Raw genomic sequence first — 15,952 nt, 5'->3', positions numbered from 1 at the left:
ACTCGCCGCACACTTCGGTGGTCGTGAATGTGTGAGTGGCGGCCATTCCGGTGTGACGAAACGCGGCCGTAACGTCGCGGCAACTCGGAGGTGACTCAGTTCACATTCCACGATCGGGAGGTCTCCGTGCCCCGCTCCTCTTCTCTCATCGCCCGCGTCGCCGGGGCGGCGGCCGGGGTCGTGCTGGCCGCGGCCACCGCGCTGGTAGCCGCCCTTCCCGCCCAGGCCGCCTCGCTGACCCAGGTCACCGGGTTCGGCTCCAACCCCGGCAACCTGGCCATGTACGCGTACCGCCCGGACGGCCTGGCCGCCGGCGCGCCCGCCGTGGTGCTGCTGCACGGCTGCGTGCAGAACGCCTCGACGTACGTCGCCAACTCCGGCTGGCAGAAGTACGCCGACCAGTGGAAGTTCACGCTCATCGCGCCGCAGCAGCCCAGCGCCAACAACGCCAACTCCTGCTTCAACTGGTTCGAGACCGGTGACACCGCGCGCGGCCAGGGCGAGGCGCTGTCGATCAAGCAGATGGTCGACTACGCCAAGACCACCTACGGCACCGACGGCGCCCGGGTCTACGTCAGCGGGCTGTCCGCAGGCGGCGCGATGAGCGCGGCCATGCTCGCCGCCTACCCGGACGTCTTCGCCGGCGGCTCGATCGTCGCCGGCATCCCGTACCGCTGCGCCACCAGCACCGTCACCGCGTTCAGCTGCATGAACCCGGGCGTGGACAAGACCCCGGCGCAGTGGGGCGACCTGGTCCGCGGCGCGTACGCCGGATACACCGGGAAGCGCCCGCGGGTGGCGATCTGGCACGGCACCAGCGACACCACTGTGGCGACCGCGAACGCCGCCGAGTCGCGGGACCAGTGGACGAACGTGCTGGGCGTGTCGACCACCCCGGCCAGCACGTCCACGCTGCCGGCCGGCACCAGCCTGGAGGTCTACGGCAACGACCAGGTCCGCCTCTACCGGGTCTCCGGGATGGGCCACGGCACCCCCGTCGACCCGGGTACGGGCGCGGACCAGTGCGGCACCGCCGGGGCGTACTTCCTGGACACCATCTGTTCGACGTACCGGGACGCGGTCTTCTTCGGGCTCGGCGGTGGCGGCGCCTCGCCGAGCCCGACCCCGACGGCCACCGCGTCACCCACCCCGACCGCGTCACCGACCGTGTCGCCCACGCCGACCGGCGCACCGGTCTGCGTCACCGCGAGCAACTACGCGCACGTGGTGGCCGGGCGGGCCTACCAGTCCGGCGGGTACGCCTACGCGCTCGGCAGCGGGCAGCGGATGGGCCTCTACAACACCTTCTACACGAGCACGCTGAAGCAGACCGGGCCCGCGTACTGGGTGATCGGCTGCTGATCCGCCGCGTCGCGCCGCCCTCGCCCGCTCACTCGGTCAGGGCGGCGCGCAACGCGCCCGCCAGGTCCGGGTGTGCCCACGGGAACCCGGCCCTGTCGAGCACGGCGGGCAGCACCCGCGCGCTGGTCAGCGCCTCCTGTGCGAAACCGCCGAGTGCCACCTTCAGCGCCACCGCCGGGATCGGCATGATCGCCGGGCGGTGCAGCTGGCGGGCCAGCTCCTTGGTGAACTCGGCGTTTGTGACCGGCGCCGGGCCGACCACGTTCACCGCGCCGGCGATGCCGTCGCGGGCCAGCAGGAACTTCGCGGCGTCGAGCCAGTCCCGCATCGAGATCCACGGCAGCCACTGCCGCCCGTTGCCCAGCTTGCCGCCGACACCGAGGCGGAACGGCAGCAGCTGCGGCTTGAGCAGGCCGCCGTCGCGGTGCAGCGGCAGTCCGGTACGCAGGCGCACCACCCGTACGCCCGCGTCCTCGGCCGGGCGGGTCGCGGCCTCCCAGACCCGGCAGACGTCGGCGAGGAACCCCTCACCCGCAGGCGCCTCCTCGGTGACCGTCCGGTCGCCGGTGTTGCCGTACCAGCCGACCGCGGAGGAGTTCAGCAGCACCGCGGGCCGGTCGGCGGCGGGTAGGCCGGCGATCGTGATGGCGAGCGTGGTGGTGCTGTCCACCCGGCTGGTCCGGATCAGCTTCCGGTACTCGTCGTTCCAGCGTTTGTCGCCCACCCCGGCGCCGGCCAGGTTCACCACCGCGTCCGCGTCGGCGACGCACTGCGGGTCCAGTTGCGCGGCGGACGGGTTCCACTGCCGTTCGGCGGGGGTGCGTGGCGGGCGGCGGACCAGGCGGGTGACCTGGTGGCCGTCCGCGGTGAGGCAGTCGACCAGTCGGGTGCCGAGGAAACCGGACGCGCCGGCCATGAGGATCCGCATGCTCACATCTTCGAGTACGCGGCGCGATTCGGATGCGTTGAGCGAAATCACTCACTCGTCACGCCCCACCCGTCACGCGCCGACGGCCGGCCTCAGCCGGTCGGCCTGCTGACCGGATGCACGGTGATCAGACCGTCGAGCCCGAGGAAGTCGGCGGGGTTCGTGGTGTAGAGGGGAAGCGCGTTTGCGTGTGCGACGGAGGCGATCATCAGATCCGCTACCCGGCGCCGCGTTCCCCGCCCGGCGGCGAGCACCGCCGCCGAGACCAGACCGAAGGCCCGCGCCGCCTCGGCGTCGAACGGAAGCGGCTCGAAGGTGGCCTCGACGTGCTGCAGGACGCTCATCCGGCGGGCGCGCTCGCGCGGATCGTCGGTGTGATGTGGACCGGCCGAGAGTTCGGCAAGCGTGACCGCGCTGATGACCATCTCGTCGGGCAGTTCCGCCCCGTCGAGTCCGCCCAGATGGATGACGATGTTGGTGTCGATCAGACCGCGGACGGGGAGGTCACCAGTCACGGCTGGCCAGCTCCTGGTCGATCCCGCCGTCGAGGTCGGCCCGGAAGCGTGCCTCGTCCAACCGGGGCGCGCTGGCGAAGGCCGCGAGAACCTCGGCTCGCGGGACGAACGTGCGCCGCCGGATCGGGATCAAGCGTCCGATCGGCGTGCCGTTGCGGGTGATGGTGAAGGACTCTCCGCGCTCGACTCCGCGCATGATGGCGCCGGAGTCGTTGCGCAGCTCACGTTGGGTGATCTCGCGATGAGCGTGCTCGGCCACACCGGCAGCCTACCGCCTGTGTGCTACGAAGTGCTACACACCTTGCGGTGTGGCTGCCGGTGCGGTCGAGCGGGTCAGGCGTCGGCCGGGGCGGTACGCAGCTCGGCGAGCAGGCGTTCCACCTCGGCGAACGCGTCCTGCGGCAGCGGCCCGTACGCCAGCGCTCCCAGGTTCTCCTCGGCCTGCGCGACGGTGCGGCAGCCGGGGATGGGCAGCGTGTGCGGGCTGCGGGCGAGAAGCCAGCCCAGCGCACCCTGGGCCAGCGTGCGGCCGTCGGCGGTCAGCGCCTCACGGACCCGGGCCACCCGCTGCGCCCACTCGGCGCGCGGTACGCCGCCGGCGAACCAGTCCAGCCACTCCGGTGCCACACCGCGTACGTCGTCGCCGCCCCGGGCGGTCGGCGCGTCCTGGTACTTCGCGGTGAGCAGGCCCATCGCCAGCGGCCCTCGATTGAGGCTCGCCAGGTCGAACTCCGCGCACACCGCGAGCATGGCGGCGTTGTCCCGCAGCACCGACTGGTCGTGCTGGATCGCCGCGCAGTGCGGTCCGGCCTCGGCGAAGGCGCGTGCCGAGGCGGGGTCGTCGGTGCTCCAGCCGTACGCCCGGATCTTCCCCTCCGCGACCAGGTCCTCCAGCGTGCCGACGAGGTCCAGCGCCCGTGGCACCGGCAGACCGCCCAGGTGGAGCTGGTAGAGGTCGACGTGGTCGGTGCCGAGCCGGCGCAGCGAACCCTCCAGGCTGCGCCGCGCGTACTCGGGACCGGCGTCCTCGCCGAGCGCCTGGCGGGTCTCCTCGTCGGTGGGGTAGCCGAACTTGGTCGCGATGACCGCCCGGTCCCGGCGGCCCGCCAGCGCGCGCCCGAGTACCCGCTCGCTGTGCCCGGCGCCGTAGTTGCTGGAGGTGTCGAACAGCGTCGCGCCCAGGTCGAGAGCCCGGTGGACGGTACGCACCGACTCGTCGTCGTCCACCTCGCCCCAGCCGAGCGGTTGGGTGCCGTCCCAGAGCGGGCCGCCGATCGCCCAGCAACCCATGCCGATCGCGCTGACCTCGATGCCGCTGCGGCCCAGCCGTCGTGTCGTCGTCATGCGCCAAGTGTTCACTTTCGAGTGTGCTCGAAGTCCAGCTCTTTTTCCGCCAGCCGGGGCAGGAGCGGGGCGAGCGCGTCGACGGCTCCGGCGCGTACCACGAAGCGGGTGACGCCCCAGCGGCGCCGGTGCCCGGCGACCGCCGAGACGATCTCGTCGGGCGTGCCGGCCAGTACGAACGGGGTGGCCAGCACCTCCGCCGGGGTGAGTCCGGTCTCGGCGGCCGTCTCGGCGGCGGCCGCCTCGGCGTCGTCGGTGACGGCGACGTGCTGGACCAGCGCCTCCAGGACCGGCGGTGTGTCCCGGCCGGCCGCCCCGGCCGCCACGTGCGCGAGCTGCGCCTCGATCTGGTCGGCCCGCCAGCGGACGGTGTGCTGGTGGCCGTCGGGCAGCGTCCGGCCCAGGCCGGCCAGGCCGACCACGTCGGCGTGCCTTCCGGCCCAGCGCAGCAGCGTCGAGTTGGAGGCGCCGACGGTCAGCGGGATCCGGTCCTGCACCGGGCGGGGCCGGTCGAGCCGTGCCGCGTACGTCGCCAGGTCCTCGGTGTCCACAGTGACCTCGTCGCCGGCCAGCAGTGCCCGTACCGTCTCGGTCACCGCGACGCAGCGGCGGACCCGGCCGGCGACGTCCGGGCGCTCGCGCCCGACGGCCCGCCACTCGGCCGGCGTGTGGCCGGCGCCGACGCCGAACCGGGCCCGCCCGCCGGAGACCACGTCCAGTGTGGCGACGTCGGCGGCGAGCAGGATCGGCTCGCGGACGCCGGCGTTGGAGACGTACGAACCGAGGCCCAGCGTGCTGGTCACCGCCGCCGCGGCGGCCAGCGCGACGAACGGCGACGCGCAGGAGCCGGGGTGGTCGGCCGCGAACAGCGCGTCGAAACCGGCCGCCTCGACGGTACGGGCCAGCTCGGTCCAGCTCGCCGCGTCGGTGGGCTGGGCCTGTACGGAGAAAGTCGCCATCGCCTCAGCATCGGCGCGCGCCGGGCCGCAGGCCACCCCGCACGCGCCGATTCTGCCGACGGCCGAACGTCACACCGCGTCGAGGCGGGCCAGGTCGGCGGGGGACAGGCGCAGCGCGGCGGCGGCGACGTTCTGCTCCAGGTGCGCCGGGTCGCCGGTGCCCGGGATGGCCAGCACGTTCGGGCCCCGGGCCAGCGTCCAGGCCAGCCGGACCTGAGTAGCCGTCACGCCGTGCTCCCGGGCCACCGCGAGCACCTCCGGGTGCTCCTCGCCGGTGGCGCCGGCCTCCCGGCCGCTGGTGACGAGGGAGAAGAACGGTACGAAAGCGGTGCCGTGCGCCGCGCAGTCGCGGATCAGCTCGTCGTGCTGACGGCGGTAGCCCAGGCCGTACGAGTTCTGCACGCACACCACCGGGGCGATGGCGCGCGCCTCGGCGACCTGGTGCGGGCGTACGGCGGAGACGCCGAGGTGCCGGATCAACCCGGCGTCGCGCAGCTCGGCGAGCGCGCCGAAGTGCTCGGACAGCGGCTCCGGGCCGTGCACCCGCAGGTTCACCACGTCCAGGTGGTCGCGGCCGAGCTGACGCAGGTTCTCCTCCACCTGCCCGCGCAGCTGGTCCGGGCGGGCCGCCGGCAGCCACTGCCCGGACGGGTCCTTGCCCGGCCCGACCTTGGTCACGACGACCAGATCCTCCGGGTACGGCCACAGCGCCCGGTTGATCAGCTCGTTGGCCGAGCGCAGCGGCGAGAAGTAGAACGCGGCCGTGTCGATGTGGTTGACGCCCAGCTCGACGGCGCGGCGCAGTACGGCGACGGCCCGGTCCCTGTCGCTCGGGCTGCCGTCGGCGTTCGCGGTCAGCCGCATCGCGCCCAGGCCCATCCGGTTTACGGTCAGGTCGCCGAGCTGCCAGGTGCCGGCCGCGCCGGCGTGGACGGTGTCGATGGTCATGTGGCCCCCGTATCCCTCGTCTGCGGCCCCACTGCGGGGCCGACAGGTACCACGGGGGCGAGGGGCAGCCGGTTCACTCGCCTTCGTCGCGGTCCTCGGGCTTCTCGAGCCAGCGGGCCCGCCAGGCCGCCTCGTGCGCCTCGTGGCTGGTGCGTTCCTCGAAGACCAGCTTGCGCAGCGCCTGCCGGCCCTCGGCGAAGACGATCACCTCGACGGCCACCATACCCACGGTGACGGCGGTCAGCATGCCCAGCGCGGCCAGCCCCGGCACGCGCTCCGCGACCGGGATGAGCACGCCCAGCAGCAGCGCCGCGCCGATCCGGGTCCAGCTCAGCGTGCGCAAGGTACGCAGCTGGAACAGCATGTTGCCGCAGAGGTAGCAGATGACGCCGCCGTAGAGCAGCGGTACGCCGGGGCCGTGTGCCGGCTCGCTCGGCGGCACGTTCGGGTCGGCGATGCCGTGCACGATCGTCTCGGCGCCGAGCGCGAACAGGATGATGCCCGCGATCATCGGCAGGAACAGGTACGCGTACGCGTCCCGGGCCATCGCCACCCGGGGGCCGTCCTGCGCGACGTGCAGGGCGATCCGGGCGGCCGGCCCGACCATGTCGTAGTGCGCCCACCAGAGCGCGGCGGTGAAGAAGATGCCGAGTACCGCCGCGGCCACGGCCGGCCAGGTGGGCGGCTGGCCGAGCAGGTTGCTGCCGACGCCGACCGAGATCACGGACTCGCCCAGCGCGATGATCAGGATGAGGTCGTACCGCTCGGTCCAGTGTTCGGCGGACGCGACGCCCCAGCCCCAGGTGCCGGCGATCATGCCGCTGCCGTACTGGAGCAGGACGACCCCGCCCCACAGCACGTCGCGGAGCACCGCCGCGGAGAACAGGTCGTCGATCCTCGGCGGCAGCAGCGCGGCGACCAGCAGCAGCGCGGTGCTGCCGAGCAGTTCCGGAGCGAACCGGAGGAGTTGCCGGCGCTCGTTCGGGCTGTCCCGGACGGCGTGCCGGTAGAGCAGCAGGTGCACCAGCCGTAGGACGGTGTAGCTGAGCGCCGCGACCATCGGCCCGGCCGCGTTGCCGCGCGGGTCGCGGAACGCGTTCGGCAGCGAGAGCGCGAACGTGAACAGCGCGGCCATGCCGACGGTCATGAGCACCGGGACGAAGCCCTCGCCGAGGCGTACCCGGGTGGCGACCACGCTGTGCACCACCCACGACCACCACAGCACGGCGAGGACCAGCAGCGCGTGCAGCAGCGCCCCGCCGGTCACCTGGAGGGCGGTGGCCCGGGTGATGATGAAGAACGAGAAGACGAAGACCAGGTCGAAGAAGATCTCGAACCGGTCGACCCGGGCGCCCGGGGCCACCGGCACCGCCGGCCCCAGGCGTCCCCGCCACCGGTTCGAGCCCACCGGCCGAGTCTGTCAGCGCAGGTCGGGCCGGGTGGCCGATTCGGTCAGCCCGGCCGGTGGCGCAGGCCGTCCATCAGCAGGTCGAGCAGGCGGCCGGCCTGGGCGCGCTGGTCCGGTTCGCCCGCCACCAGGGAGACCCCGCTGAGGCTGGCGAGCACGTCGGCGGCGGCCACGTCGGCGCGCAGGACACCGGCCGCCGCGCCGGCCGCGAGCAGTTCGCCGAGTGCGGCCAGCAGCCGGTCACGGCTCTGCGCGTACGGGTTGGCGCCGGAGGCGATCACCAGCCGCAGCGCGTCGGCCATGCCCCGCTTGGTGGCGAGGTAGTCGACGAACCGGTCCATCCAGGCGCGCAGCGCCGCGTCGGCGGGTTCGGTCGCGAGCAGCGCCGGGGCGGCGTCGCAGAGCTTCTCCAGCTCGTTGCGGTACGCCGCCTCGATCAGCGCCTCCCGGCTCGGGAAGTGGCGGTAGAGCGTGCCGATGCCGACGCCGGCCTCCTTGGCGACCCGGTCCAGCGTTACCTCGGGGCCGTCCTGGGAAAACGCCTGGACCGCGGCGTCCAGCAGCCGCTGCCGGTTGCGCAGCGCGTCCGCGCGCAGCGGTCGGTCGGGCACGGGCTCTCCTCCCTCGACCGGGTCGCCGGCCCGGCACGATGGTAACCGGAGTGTCCTCCGGTTATGCTGGCGGAGTAACGGAGGATCCTCCGCTTCTCATCGTAGCGGGCGGACATCGGTCCGCGTCGCCGTCGACAAGGATGGACCATGACAACCCCGACACCAGTCACCACCCCGTTCTCCGCCGAGACCACAGCCCTGGAGGTGGTCCGCGACCTGGACCTGACCGGCCGGCGGGCCGTCGTCACCGGCGGCGCGTCCGGGATCGGCGTGGAGACCGCCCGGGCGCTCGCCGCCGCCGGGGCGGACGTCACACTCGCCGTCCGCAACACCGAGGCCGGGCAGCGTGCCGCCGCCGAGATCACCGGCGCCACCGGCAACGACCGGATCCTGGTCGCCCCGCTCGACCTGGACGATCTCGCGTCGGTCGCCGCGTTCGTCCGGAACTGGGACGGGCCGCTGCACATGCTCGTCAACAACGCCGGGATCATGGCGTCGCCCGAGATGCGTACCGAGCAGGGCTGGGAGATGCAGTTCGCGACGAACCACCTCGGCCACTTCGCGCTCGCCACCGGGCTGCGCCCGGCGCTCGCCGCGGCCGACGGGGCGCGGATCGTCTCGGTCAGCTCGGCCGCGCACCTGCGCTCACCTGTGGTGTTCTCCGACATCCACTTCCGGCAGCGGCCGTACGACCCGTGGCTGGCGTACGGGCAGTCCAAGACCGCGAACGTGCTGTTCGCGGTGGAGGCGACCCGTCGCTGGGCCGACGACGGCATCTGGACCAACGCGCTGATGCCCGGCGCGATCCGGACCAACCTGCAGCGCTACATCACCGAGGAGGAACTGGTCCGGATGCGCGCGCAGAGCGGTGGCGGCGCGGCCTCGTTCAAGACCCCCGAGCAGGGCGCGGCGACCTCGGTGCTGGTCGCCGCCTCACCGCTGCTCGACGGCGTCGGCGGCCGGTACTTCGAGGACTGCCAGGAGGCCGGGCCGAACCAGCCGGGCACGCGGACCGGCTGGGCCCCGTACGCCCGGGACCCGGAGGCCGCCGAGCAGCTCTGGACCGTATCCGAGGAGCACCTGAAGGGCTGAGGCCGCACACGACGAAGGGGGCGCGCGGCATGTCGCCGCGCGCCCCCTCGCCGTACGGGATCTACAGACCCAGCTCGGCCTCGAAGTTGCCGCCCTCCAGCCGCTGCTTCACAGCGGTGAGGAAGCGGGCCGCGTCGGCGCCGTCGATCAGCCGGTGGTCGTACGACATGGCCAGGTAGACCATCGACCGGATCGCGACGACCTCACCCAGCTCCGGGTCGTTGACCACGACCGGGCGCTTCACCACGGCACCCGTGCCGAGCATCGCCGACTGCGGCGACGGCACGATCGGGGTGTCGAACAGCGCGCCCCGGCTGCCGGTGTTGGTGATCGTGAAGGTCGCCCCGGCCATCTCGTCCGGAGTGATCTTGTTGGCCCGGGTGCGCTCGGCCAGATCGGCGATCCGCTTGGCGATGCCGCCCATGTTGAGGTCGCCGGCGTTGTGGATGACCGGCACGAGCAGGCCGCGCTCGGTGTCCACCGCGATGCCCAGGTGCTCGGCGGCCGGGTAGGTGATCGTGCCGCCGTCCAGGTCCATGCTGGCCTGGACGATCGGGTACGTCTGGAGCGCCTCGATCGCGGCCAGCGCGAAGAACGGCAGGAAGGACAGCTTCACGCCGTGCTTGGCCTGGAACGAGTCCTTGGCCCGCGCCCGCAGCTTGGCGACCTTGGTGACGTCGACCTCGACGACGGTGGTCAGCTGCGCCGTCTCGTGCAGCGACTGCTGCATCCGCTTGGCGATGGTGGCCCGGATGCGCGGCAGCTTCTCCGTGGTGCCCCGCTTGGCGCTCGGCTCCGGCTTGGCGGCCGGCTTTGCCGGGGCCTCGGTCTTGGCGGCCGGCGCGGCGGCGGCCGGCTCCGGCTTGGCGGCCTTCGCCTTCTCGGCCGCCTCCAGCACGTCCTGCTTGCGGATGCGACCACCCACGCCCGTGCCCTTGAGCGAGCCCAGGTCCACGCCGTGCTCGGCGGCGAGCTTGCGCACCAGCGGCGTCACGTACCCGGCGGAGTCCTCGCCGAACTCGGCCGGAACGCTCGGACGCTGCGCGGCGGCCGGCGCGGACGGCTGGGCTGCCGCCTCGGCCTTGGCCGGCTGCGCTGCCTTCTCCGCCTCAGCGGCCGGCTCGTTGTAGGACGCGCCCGGCGTCGGCTCCTCGACCTTCGGCTCCGGCTTCGGCTCGGGCTTCGCCTCGGCCTTGGGCTCCGGCTTGGGCTCGGGCTTCGGCTCCGCCTTCGCGGGGGCGGCACCGGCCACCCCGACGATCGCCAGCACGGCGCCGACGTCGGCGGTCTCGTCCTCGGCGACCTTGATCTCCTGCAGCGTGCCGGCGACCGGCGACGGGATCTCGGTGTCGACCTTGTCGGTGGAGACCTCCAGCAGCGGCTCGTCCACCTCGACGGTCTCGCCGACCTGCTTGAGCCAGCGGGTGACCGTACCCTCGGTGACGCTCTCGCCCAGGGCCGGCATGGTCACCGGCGTGCCCTCGCCCGACGACGCGGCGGGCTGGGCCGGCTCCTCGACGGCCGGCTGCTCGGCCTCGGCGCCCGGCTCGGCGGCGGCCTGCTCGGCCTCCTGCTCCGGCTCGGGGCCGGTGCCCTCGGCGGCGGCCGTCGGCTCGGTGGCCGGCTCGGCCTTCTCCGTGGGAGCCGCGCCCGCGTCCTCGCCCTCGCCGGCGATGACCGCCAGCTCGCTGCCGACCTCGGCGGTCTCGTCCTCGCCGACCACGATCCGGCTCAGCACGCCCGCCGCGGGGGACGGGATCTCGGTGTCGACCTTGTCGGTCGACACCTCGAGCAGGGGCTCGTCGACCTCGACGGTGTCACCCTCCTGCTTGAGCCAGCGCGTGACGGTGCCCTCGGTGACGCTCTCGCCGAGCCGGGGCATGGTGACCGATACCGGCATGTTCTCCAGACTCCTTCATTCCCCTGGTGGGATCATCGCCCGTCGCCGGACGCCGCGGTTGTCGTGTCAGGCGTGCGCGTGCAGCGGCTTGCCGGCCAGGGCCAGGTGCGCCTCGCCCAGAGCCTCGTTCTGCGTCGGGTGGGCGTGCACGAGCTGCGCCACCTCGGCCGGGTACGCCTCCCAGTTGTAGATGAGCTGCGCCTCGCCGATCAGCTCACCGACCCGGGCGCCGACCATGTGCACGCCGACCACCGGGCCGTCGTCCACCCGGACCAGCTTCACGTGGCCGGCGGTCTTGAGGATCTGGCTCTTGCCGTTGCCGCCCAGGTTGTAGTTGTAGGTCTTGATCTTGTCGGCGCCGTACTGCTCCTTGGCCTTCGCCTCGGTCAGGCCGACCGACGCCAGCTCCGGGTCGCAGTAGGTGACGCGCGGGATGCCGGCCTCGTCGATCACGGCCGGGTTCTTCCCGGCGATCTCCTCGGCGACGAAGATGCCCTGCTGGAAGCCGCGGTGCGCGAGCTGCAGGCCGGGCACGATGTCGCCGACCGCGTAGACGTTCGGCACGCTGGTGCGCAGCCGCTCGTCGGTCAGCACGTAGCCGCGGTCCATCTTGACGCCCTGCTCCTCGTAGCCGAGGCCGGCGGTGTTCGGGCCGCGGCCCACGGCGACCAGCAGCAGCTCGGCCTCGACCGTGTCGCCGCCCTGAATGGTCAGCTTCACGCCCTTGTCGGTCTTCTCGACCTTCTCGAACGGCTTGCCGACCTTGAAGTTGATCTTCCGCTTGCGGAATGCCCGCTCCAGCGCCTTCGACGACTCCTCGTCCTCGGCGGCGACCAGGCGGGGCAGCGCCTCGACGATGGTCACGTCCACGCCGAAGGACTTCCAGACGCTGGCGAACTCGACGCCGATCACGCCGCCGCCGAGGACGATCGCCGACGACGGGACGCGGTCCAGGGTCAGGGCGTGGTCGCTGGTGATGATCCGCTCACCGTCGACGTCCAGGCCGGGCAGGCTCTTCGCGTACGAGCCGGAGGCCAGCACGACGTTGCGGCCGGTGTAGCGCTTGCCGTCCACCTCGACGACGTTCTTGCCGACCAGCTTGCCCGCGCCGGCCACGAAGGTGATCTTCTTGCTGCTGCCCACCAGGCCCTGGAGACCCTTGTACAGGCGGGAGATCACGCCGTCCTTGTACGAGTTGACCGCCTTCATGTCGATGCCGACCAGTTCGGCCTTCACGCCGAACTGCTCGGACTCGCGGGTCTGGTCGGCGATCTCGGCGGCGTGCAGCAGCGCCTTGGTCGGGATGCACCCGTTGTGCAGGCAGGTCCCGCCCAGCTTGCTCTTCTCGATGAGGGCGACGGAGAGGTCCAGCTGGGCGGCACGCAGCGCCGCCGCGTAGCCGCCGCTACCACCTCCGAGGATGACGATGTCGAAGGTCGTGTCGTTCGGCTCGCTCACATCCAACTCCCAGGTCGCGTCACTGCATCGGGGGTTACGGCGGAGTAACAGGCACACCCCACCTCGGTCATCTTGTCACCACCACGGACCGAGCGCGTACCGAGGTGCCCAACGACACGTCGGTGACACGTACCCTTGGCACCGTCTTCGATGACGGCTTGGGGGAGGAGTGGATTCGGTGGGGCTGTTCCGACGACGCAAGCGGGCGGCCCCGGCGAGCCGCGACCGCGCCGCCGACCGCGCCGATCTGGACCATCTGGAGAACTTCGTCCGGACCCGCAAGGGCGTCGAGGCGTACATCGAGCCTCGTACGACTGTCACCGAGACCACGATCATGCTGATCGCCGACGACGGCGAGTGGACCCGGCGGCGTGTCGGCGGGCCGGACGAGGCCCGCCGCTGGGCGCACCGGATCGCCATTCCGATCTACGACGTGCGGCTGATGGGCTATCCGCAGCGCATGCGCGACTACAACGAGCGCCGCAAGCGCCGCCCCGAGCTGTACTGAGACCACGCGAAAGGGGCCCCCGGCGACGCCGGGAGCCCCTTGTCGTACACGTCGCTCAGCCGTTGGTGGCGACGTCCTCGACCAGGTGCACGAGCGTACGCACCGGCACGCCGGTGCCACCCTTGGTCCAGTAGCCGGTCGCCTCGCCCGAGTGGTAACCCGGACCGGCGATGTCGATGTGCGCCCACGCCACGTCGTCGGTGACGAACTCGCGCAGGAACACGCCGCCCTGCAGCATGTGCCCGGCCCGGTCCATCCCGGCGTTGACCTGCGAGATGTCCGCGACGTCCGACTCCATGCCCTTGCGCACGTCGTCCGGCAGCGGCATCGGCCAGGCCGGCTCGCCGGTCGCGTCACCTGCCACCCGTACCCGCTCGCACAGCTCCGGGGTGCCCATCACACCGGCGATCCGCTTGCCCAGCGCGATCACCTGGCCGCCGGTCAGCGTGGAGGTCTCGAACAGGTAGTCCGCGCCGTCCGCGCAGGCCCGCGCCATCGCGTCGGCCAGCACCATCCGGCCCTCGGCGTCGGTGTTGAGCACCTCCACCTTCTTGCCGTTGAACATGCTGATCACGTCGCCCGGCCGGTAGCTGGTGCCCGACGGCATGTTCTCCGCCATCGGCAGGTAGCCGGTGACGGTGACCGACGGCTTGAGCGCCGCGACCGCCAGCATGGCCGCGCCGACCGCCGCCGCGCCGGCCATGTCCGACTTCATCTCCCACATGCCCTGCGCCGGCTTGATCGAGATGCCGCCGGTGTCGAACGTGATGCCCTTGCCGACAAGCGCGACCCGCTTGCCGTTGCCGCCGCCGGCGGGCGTCCAGGTGAGCTTCACCAGCCGCGGCGGGGCCTCGGAGCCCTGTCCGACGGCGAGGATGCCGCCGTAGCCGCCGGCCTTCAGCGCCGCCTCGTCCAGCACCTCGACCTCCAGCCCCGCCTCGCGGGCGGCGGCGGAGACGACGTCGGCGAACGCCGGGGGACGCAGCTCGTTCGGCGCGGTGTTGACCCAGTCCCGGCTGGTCCGCACCGCGCCGGCCACGGCCTGCGCCCGCGCGATCTCGGCCTGGGCGGTCGCGTCCGCCGCGTCCGGCACCGCCACCAGCACCTCGGCCACCGGCTCACGCCGGGCCGGCTGCGGCTTGGTCTTGTAGCCGGCGAACCGGTAGCCGCCCAGCAGCGCGCCCTCGGCGACCGCGCGCAGCGCGGCCGGGGCGTCGGCGTCGTCGGGCAGCGGCAGGGCCAGCGCGACGCGCGGGGCTCCCGCCAGCGCCCGCACCGCGGCACCGGCGGCCCGGCGCAGCGACTCCGGCGCCGGAGCGGCGCCCGAGGGCTCGGGGCCGAGGCCGACGGCGACGACCAGCGGCGCGGTCACGGTGCCCAGCGTGGCCAGCTTGATCACCTCGCCCGGGCCACCTGTCGCGCCGAGCAGGGCCAGCGTCTCGGTCAGCTTTCCGTCGAACGCGGCGGCGATGCTCTCCCCGCCGGTGGCCAGCAGCAGGGCGTGGGCGGGTGCGCCGCTGCCCGGCTCGGTGGTCTGGCTGTGCACGCCGATCACGATCGCGTCGACGGCGAGTTCGGCGGGGTCGGTGTCGACCAGGCTGAGGGTGGTGCGGGGCGATGTCACGAAAGCTACTCCGGGCGGGCCGGGCCGGCCGCGTAGTCGCGTACCGGCGATGAAGGTCTCTCCGGCGGCAACCTACCCGCCGGGAGGCGTGGCTGTCCCGCCGATGCGTGCCGACGGGATCCCGCCGATGCTAACCACAGCGGTCCGGGCCGGTAAGTTGCCACCCATGACCGAGGTGACCTCCGACGCCGCCGAGACCCGGCTGCGCCGCTCCCCGCTGCACGAGCGGCACACCGCGCTCGGCGCGAAGTTCGCCCCCTTCGGGGGCTGGCAGATGCCGCTGGAGTACGCCGGTGGCGGCGTGCTCAAGGAGCACACGGCCGTCCGCGAGGGCGTCGGCGTGTTCGACGTCTCGCACCTGGGCAAGATCCGGGTCACCGGGCCGGGCGCGGCGGACTTCGTCAACGCCTGCCTCACCAACGACCTCGGCCGGATCGCCCCCGGCCAGGCGCAGTACACGCTCTGCTGCGACGACGCCACCGGCGGCGTGGTGGACGACATCATCGCCTACCTGCACGCCGACGACCACGTCTTCCTGATCCCCAACGCCGCGAACACCGCCGAGGTGGCCCGCCGGCTGCGCGCCGCCGCGCCCGCCGGCGTCACCGTCACCGACGAGCACGAGGCGTACGCGGTGCTCGCCGTCCAGGGACCGCGCTCGGCGGACCTGCTGGGCGCGCTCGGCCTGCCCACCGGCCACGACTACATGAGCTTCTCCACCGCCACGCTCGACGGGGTGGAGCTGACCGTGTGCCGCACCGGCTACACCGGCGAGCTGGGCTACGAGCTGGTCGTACCGGCCGAGCACGCGGTCGCCGTCTGGGACGCGCTCTTCGCCGCGGCAGGCGACGTACGCGCCTGCGGCCTGGCCGCCCGGGACACGCTGCGCACCGAGATGGGCTACCCGCTGCACGGGCAGGACCTGTCCCCGGAGATCACCCCGGTGCAGGGCCGCTCCGGCTGGGCGGTGGGCTGGGACAAGCCGGCGTTCTGGGGCCGCGACGCGCTGCGCGCCGAGAAGGCCGCCGGCCCGGCCCGTACGCTGCGCGGCCTCACCGCCGTCGACCGGGCCATCCCGCGCCCCGGCATGGCCGTGTACGCGGGCGACCGCCAGGTCGGCACCGTCACCAGCGGCACGTTCAGCCCGACGCTCAAGCACGGCGTCGCGCTGGCGCTGGTCGACACCGACCCGAAGCTTGCCGACGGCGACGAGCTGGAGGTGGACATCCGTGGCCGCCGCGCCCGGATGCGCCTGACCCGGCCGCCGTTCGTCAAGCCCTCGGTGCGCTGAGCCC

General features: G+C 73.0%; 15 protein-coding genes. 4 read left to right on the top strand and 11 right to left on the bottom strand.

The annotated features are described in order from the left end of the window. Positions 1 to 126: 126 nt before the first annotated feature. Positions 127 to 1,362 (top strand): extracellular catalytic domain type 1 short-chain-length polyhydroxyalkanoate depolymerase, encoded by a 1,236-nt coding sequence (locus O7611_RS20255; RefSeq protein ID WP_194801125.1) that lies wholly within the window; start codon positions 127 to 129, stop codon positions 1,360 to 1,362. A 28-nt stretch (positions 1,363 to 1,390) separates the two neighbouring features. Here O7611_RS20255 and O7611_RS20250 read toward each other — a convergent pair whose 3' ends face one another. The 8 genes from O7611_RS20250 to O7611_RS20215 form a co-directional block, all read right to left on the bottom strand. Then, positions 1,391 to 2,290 carry a TIGR01777 family oxidoreductase gene (locus O7611_RS20250; protein ID WP_194801126.1) on the bottom strand — a complete coding sequence of 300 codons (900 nt, stop codon included), beginning with the start codon at positions 2,288 to 2,290 and terminating at the stop codon, positions 1,391 to 1,393. A 92-nt stretch (positions 2,291 to 2,382) separates the two neighbouring features. Then, the gene (locus O7611_RS20245; protein ID WP_135241378.1) at positions 2,383 to 2,805 is read right to left on the bottom strand and encodes a type II toxin-antitoxin system VapC family toxin; all 423 of its coding nucleotides are present in this window, start codon (positions 2,803 to 2,805) and stop codon (positions 2,383 to 2,385) included. Continuing rightward, a complete protein-coding gene (locus O7611_RS20240) occupies positions 2,795 to 3,064 on the bottom strand; it encodes a type II toxin-antitoxin system Phd/YefM family antitoxin (RefSeq protein WP_194801128.1) in 270 nt (89 codons plus the stop codon). The genes O7611_RS20245 and O7611_RS20240 overlap by 11 nt, the downstream gene beginning before the upstream one ends. A 74-nt stretch (positions 3,065 to 3,138) precedes the next feature. Further along, complete coding sequence (locus O7611_RS20235) at positions 3,139 to 4,149, bottom strand: aldo/keto reductase (RefSeq protein WP_269697389.1); 1,011 nt, start codon at positions 4,147 to 4,149, stop codon at positions 3,139 to 3,141. Positions 4,150 to 4,160: 11 nt separating this feature from the next. After that, positions 4,161 to 5,108 carry an LLM class flavin-dependent oxidoreductase gene (locus O7611_RS20230; protein ID WP_194801130.1) on the bottom strand — a complete coding sequence of 316 codons (948 nt, stop codon included), beginning with the start codon at positions 5,106 to 5,108 and terminating at the stop codon, positions 4,161 to 4,163. Between the two features lie 69 nt (positions 5,109 to 5,177). Further along, positions 5,178 to 6,056, bottom strand: a complete 879-nt coding sequence (locus tag O7611_RS20225; protein ID WP_194801131.1) for an oxidoreductase — start codon at positions 6,054 to 6,056, stop codon at positions 5,178 to 5,180. Positions 6,057 to 6,129: 73 nt separating this feature from the next. Further along, on the bottom strand, positions 6,130 to 7,464 hold the full coding sequence (locus O7611_RS20220; RefSeq protein WP_269697388.1) for a low temperature requirement protein A: 1,335 nt from the start codon (positions 7,462 to 7,464) through the stop codon (positions 6,130 to 6,132). A gap of 44 nt (positions 7,465 to 7,508) precedes the next feature. Continuing rightward, a complete protein-coding gene (locus O7611_RS20215) occupies positions 7,509 to 8,075 on the bottom strand; it encodes a TetR/AcrR family transcriptional regulator (RefSeq protein ID WP_194801133.1) in 567 nt (188 codons plus the stop codon). 147 nt (positions 8,076 to 8,222) lie between these two features. Between O7611_RS20215 and O7611_RS20210 the strand changes: the two genes are divergently transcribed. Further along, entirely contained in the window at positions 8,223 to 9,167 is a 945-nt protein-coding gene (locus O7611_RS20210) for an SDR family NAD(P)-dependent oxidoreductase (RefSeq protein ID WP_194801134.1), read from the top strand. Between the two features lie 61 nt (positions 9,168 to 9,228). Here O7611_RS20210 and sucB read toward each other — a convergent pair whose 3' ends face one another. Next, entirely contained in the window at positions 9,229 to 11,067 is a 1,839-nt protein-coding gene (gene sucB / locus O7611_RS20205; protein ID WP_194801135.1) for a 2-oxoglutarate dehydrogenase, E2 component, dihydrolipoamide succinyltransferase, read from the bottom strand. Positions 11,068 to 11,133: 66 nt separating this feature from the next. Beyond that, positions 11,134 to 12,525: a dihydrolipoyl dehydrogenase gene (gene lpdA, locus O7611_RS20200; RefSeq protein WP_269697387.1), complete on the bottom strand. Its 1,392-nt coding sequence runs from the start codon at positions 12,523 to 12,525 to the stop codon at positions 11,134 to 11,136. Positions 12,526 to 12,703: 178 nt separating this feature from the next. Here lpdA and O7611_RS20195 point away from each other — a divergent pair, with 178 nt between their 5' ends. Then, positions 12,704 to 13,033 carry a hypothetical protein gene (locus O7611_RS20195; RefSeq protein ID WP_064448299.1) on the top strand — a complete coding sequence of 110 codons (330 nt, stop codon included), beginning with the start codon at positions 12,704 to 12,706 and terminating at the stop codon, positions 13,031 to 13,033. 55 nt (positions 13,034 to 13,088) lie between these two features. Here the strand turns inward: O7611_RS20195 and O7611_RS20190 are convergent, their stop codons facing one another. Then, positions 13,089 to 14,657 carry a leucyl aminopeptidase gene (locus O7611_RS20190; protein ID WP_194801137.1) on the bottom strand — a complete coding sequence of 523 codons (1,569 nt, stop codon included), beginning with the start codon at positions 14,655 to 14,657 and terminating at the stop codon, positions 13,089 to 13,091. Positions 14,658 to 14,823: 166 nt separating this feature from the next. On the opposite strand from O7611_RS20190, the gene gcvT reads away from it, so the two are divergent. Further along, entirely contained in the window at positions 14,824 to 15,948 is a 1,125-nt protein-coding gene (gene gcvT / locus O7611_RS20185; protein WP_269697386.1) for a glycine cleavage system aminomethyltransferase GcvT, read from the top strand. The last annotated feature ends 4 nt before the right edge of the window (positions 15,949 to 15,952 follow it).

Source organism: Micromonospora sp. WMMC273, assembly GCF_027460285.1.
GTDB lineage: Bacteria > Actinomycetota > Actinomycetes > Mycobacteriales > Micromonosporaceae > Micromonospora > Micromonospora aurantiaca.
This window is presented reverse-complemented; position numbering and strand designations above follow the sequence as displayed.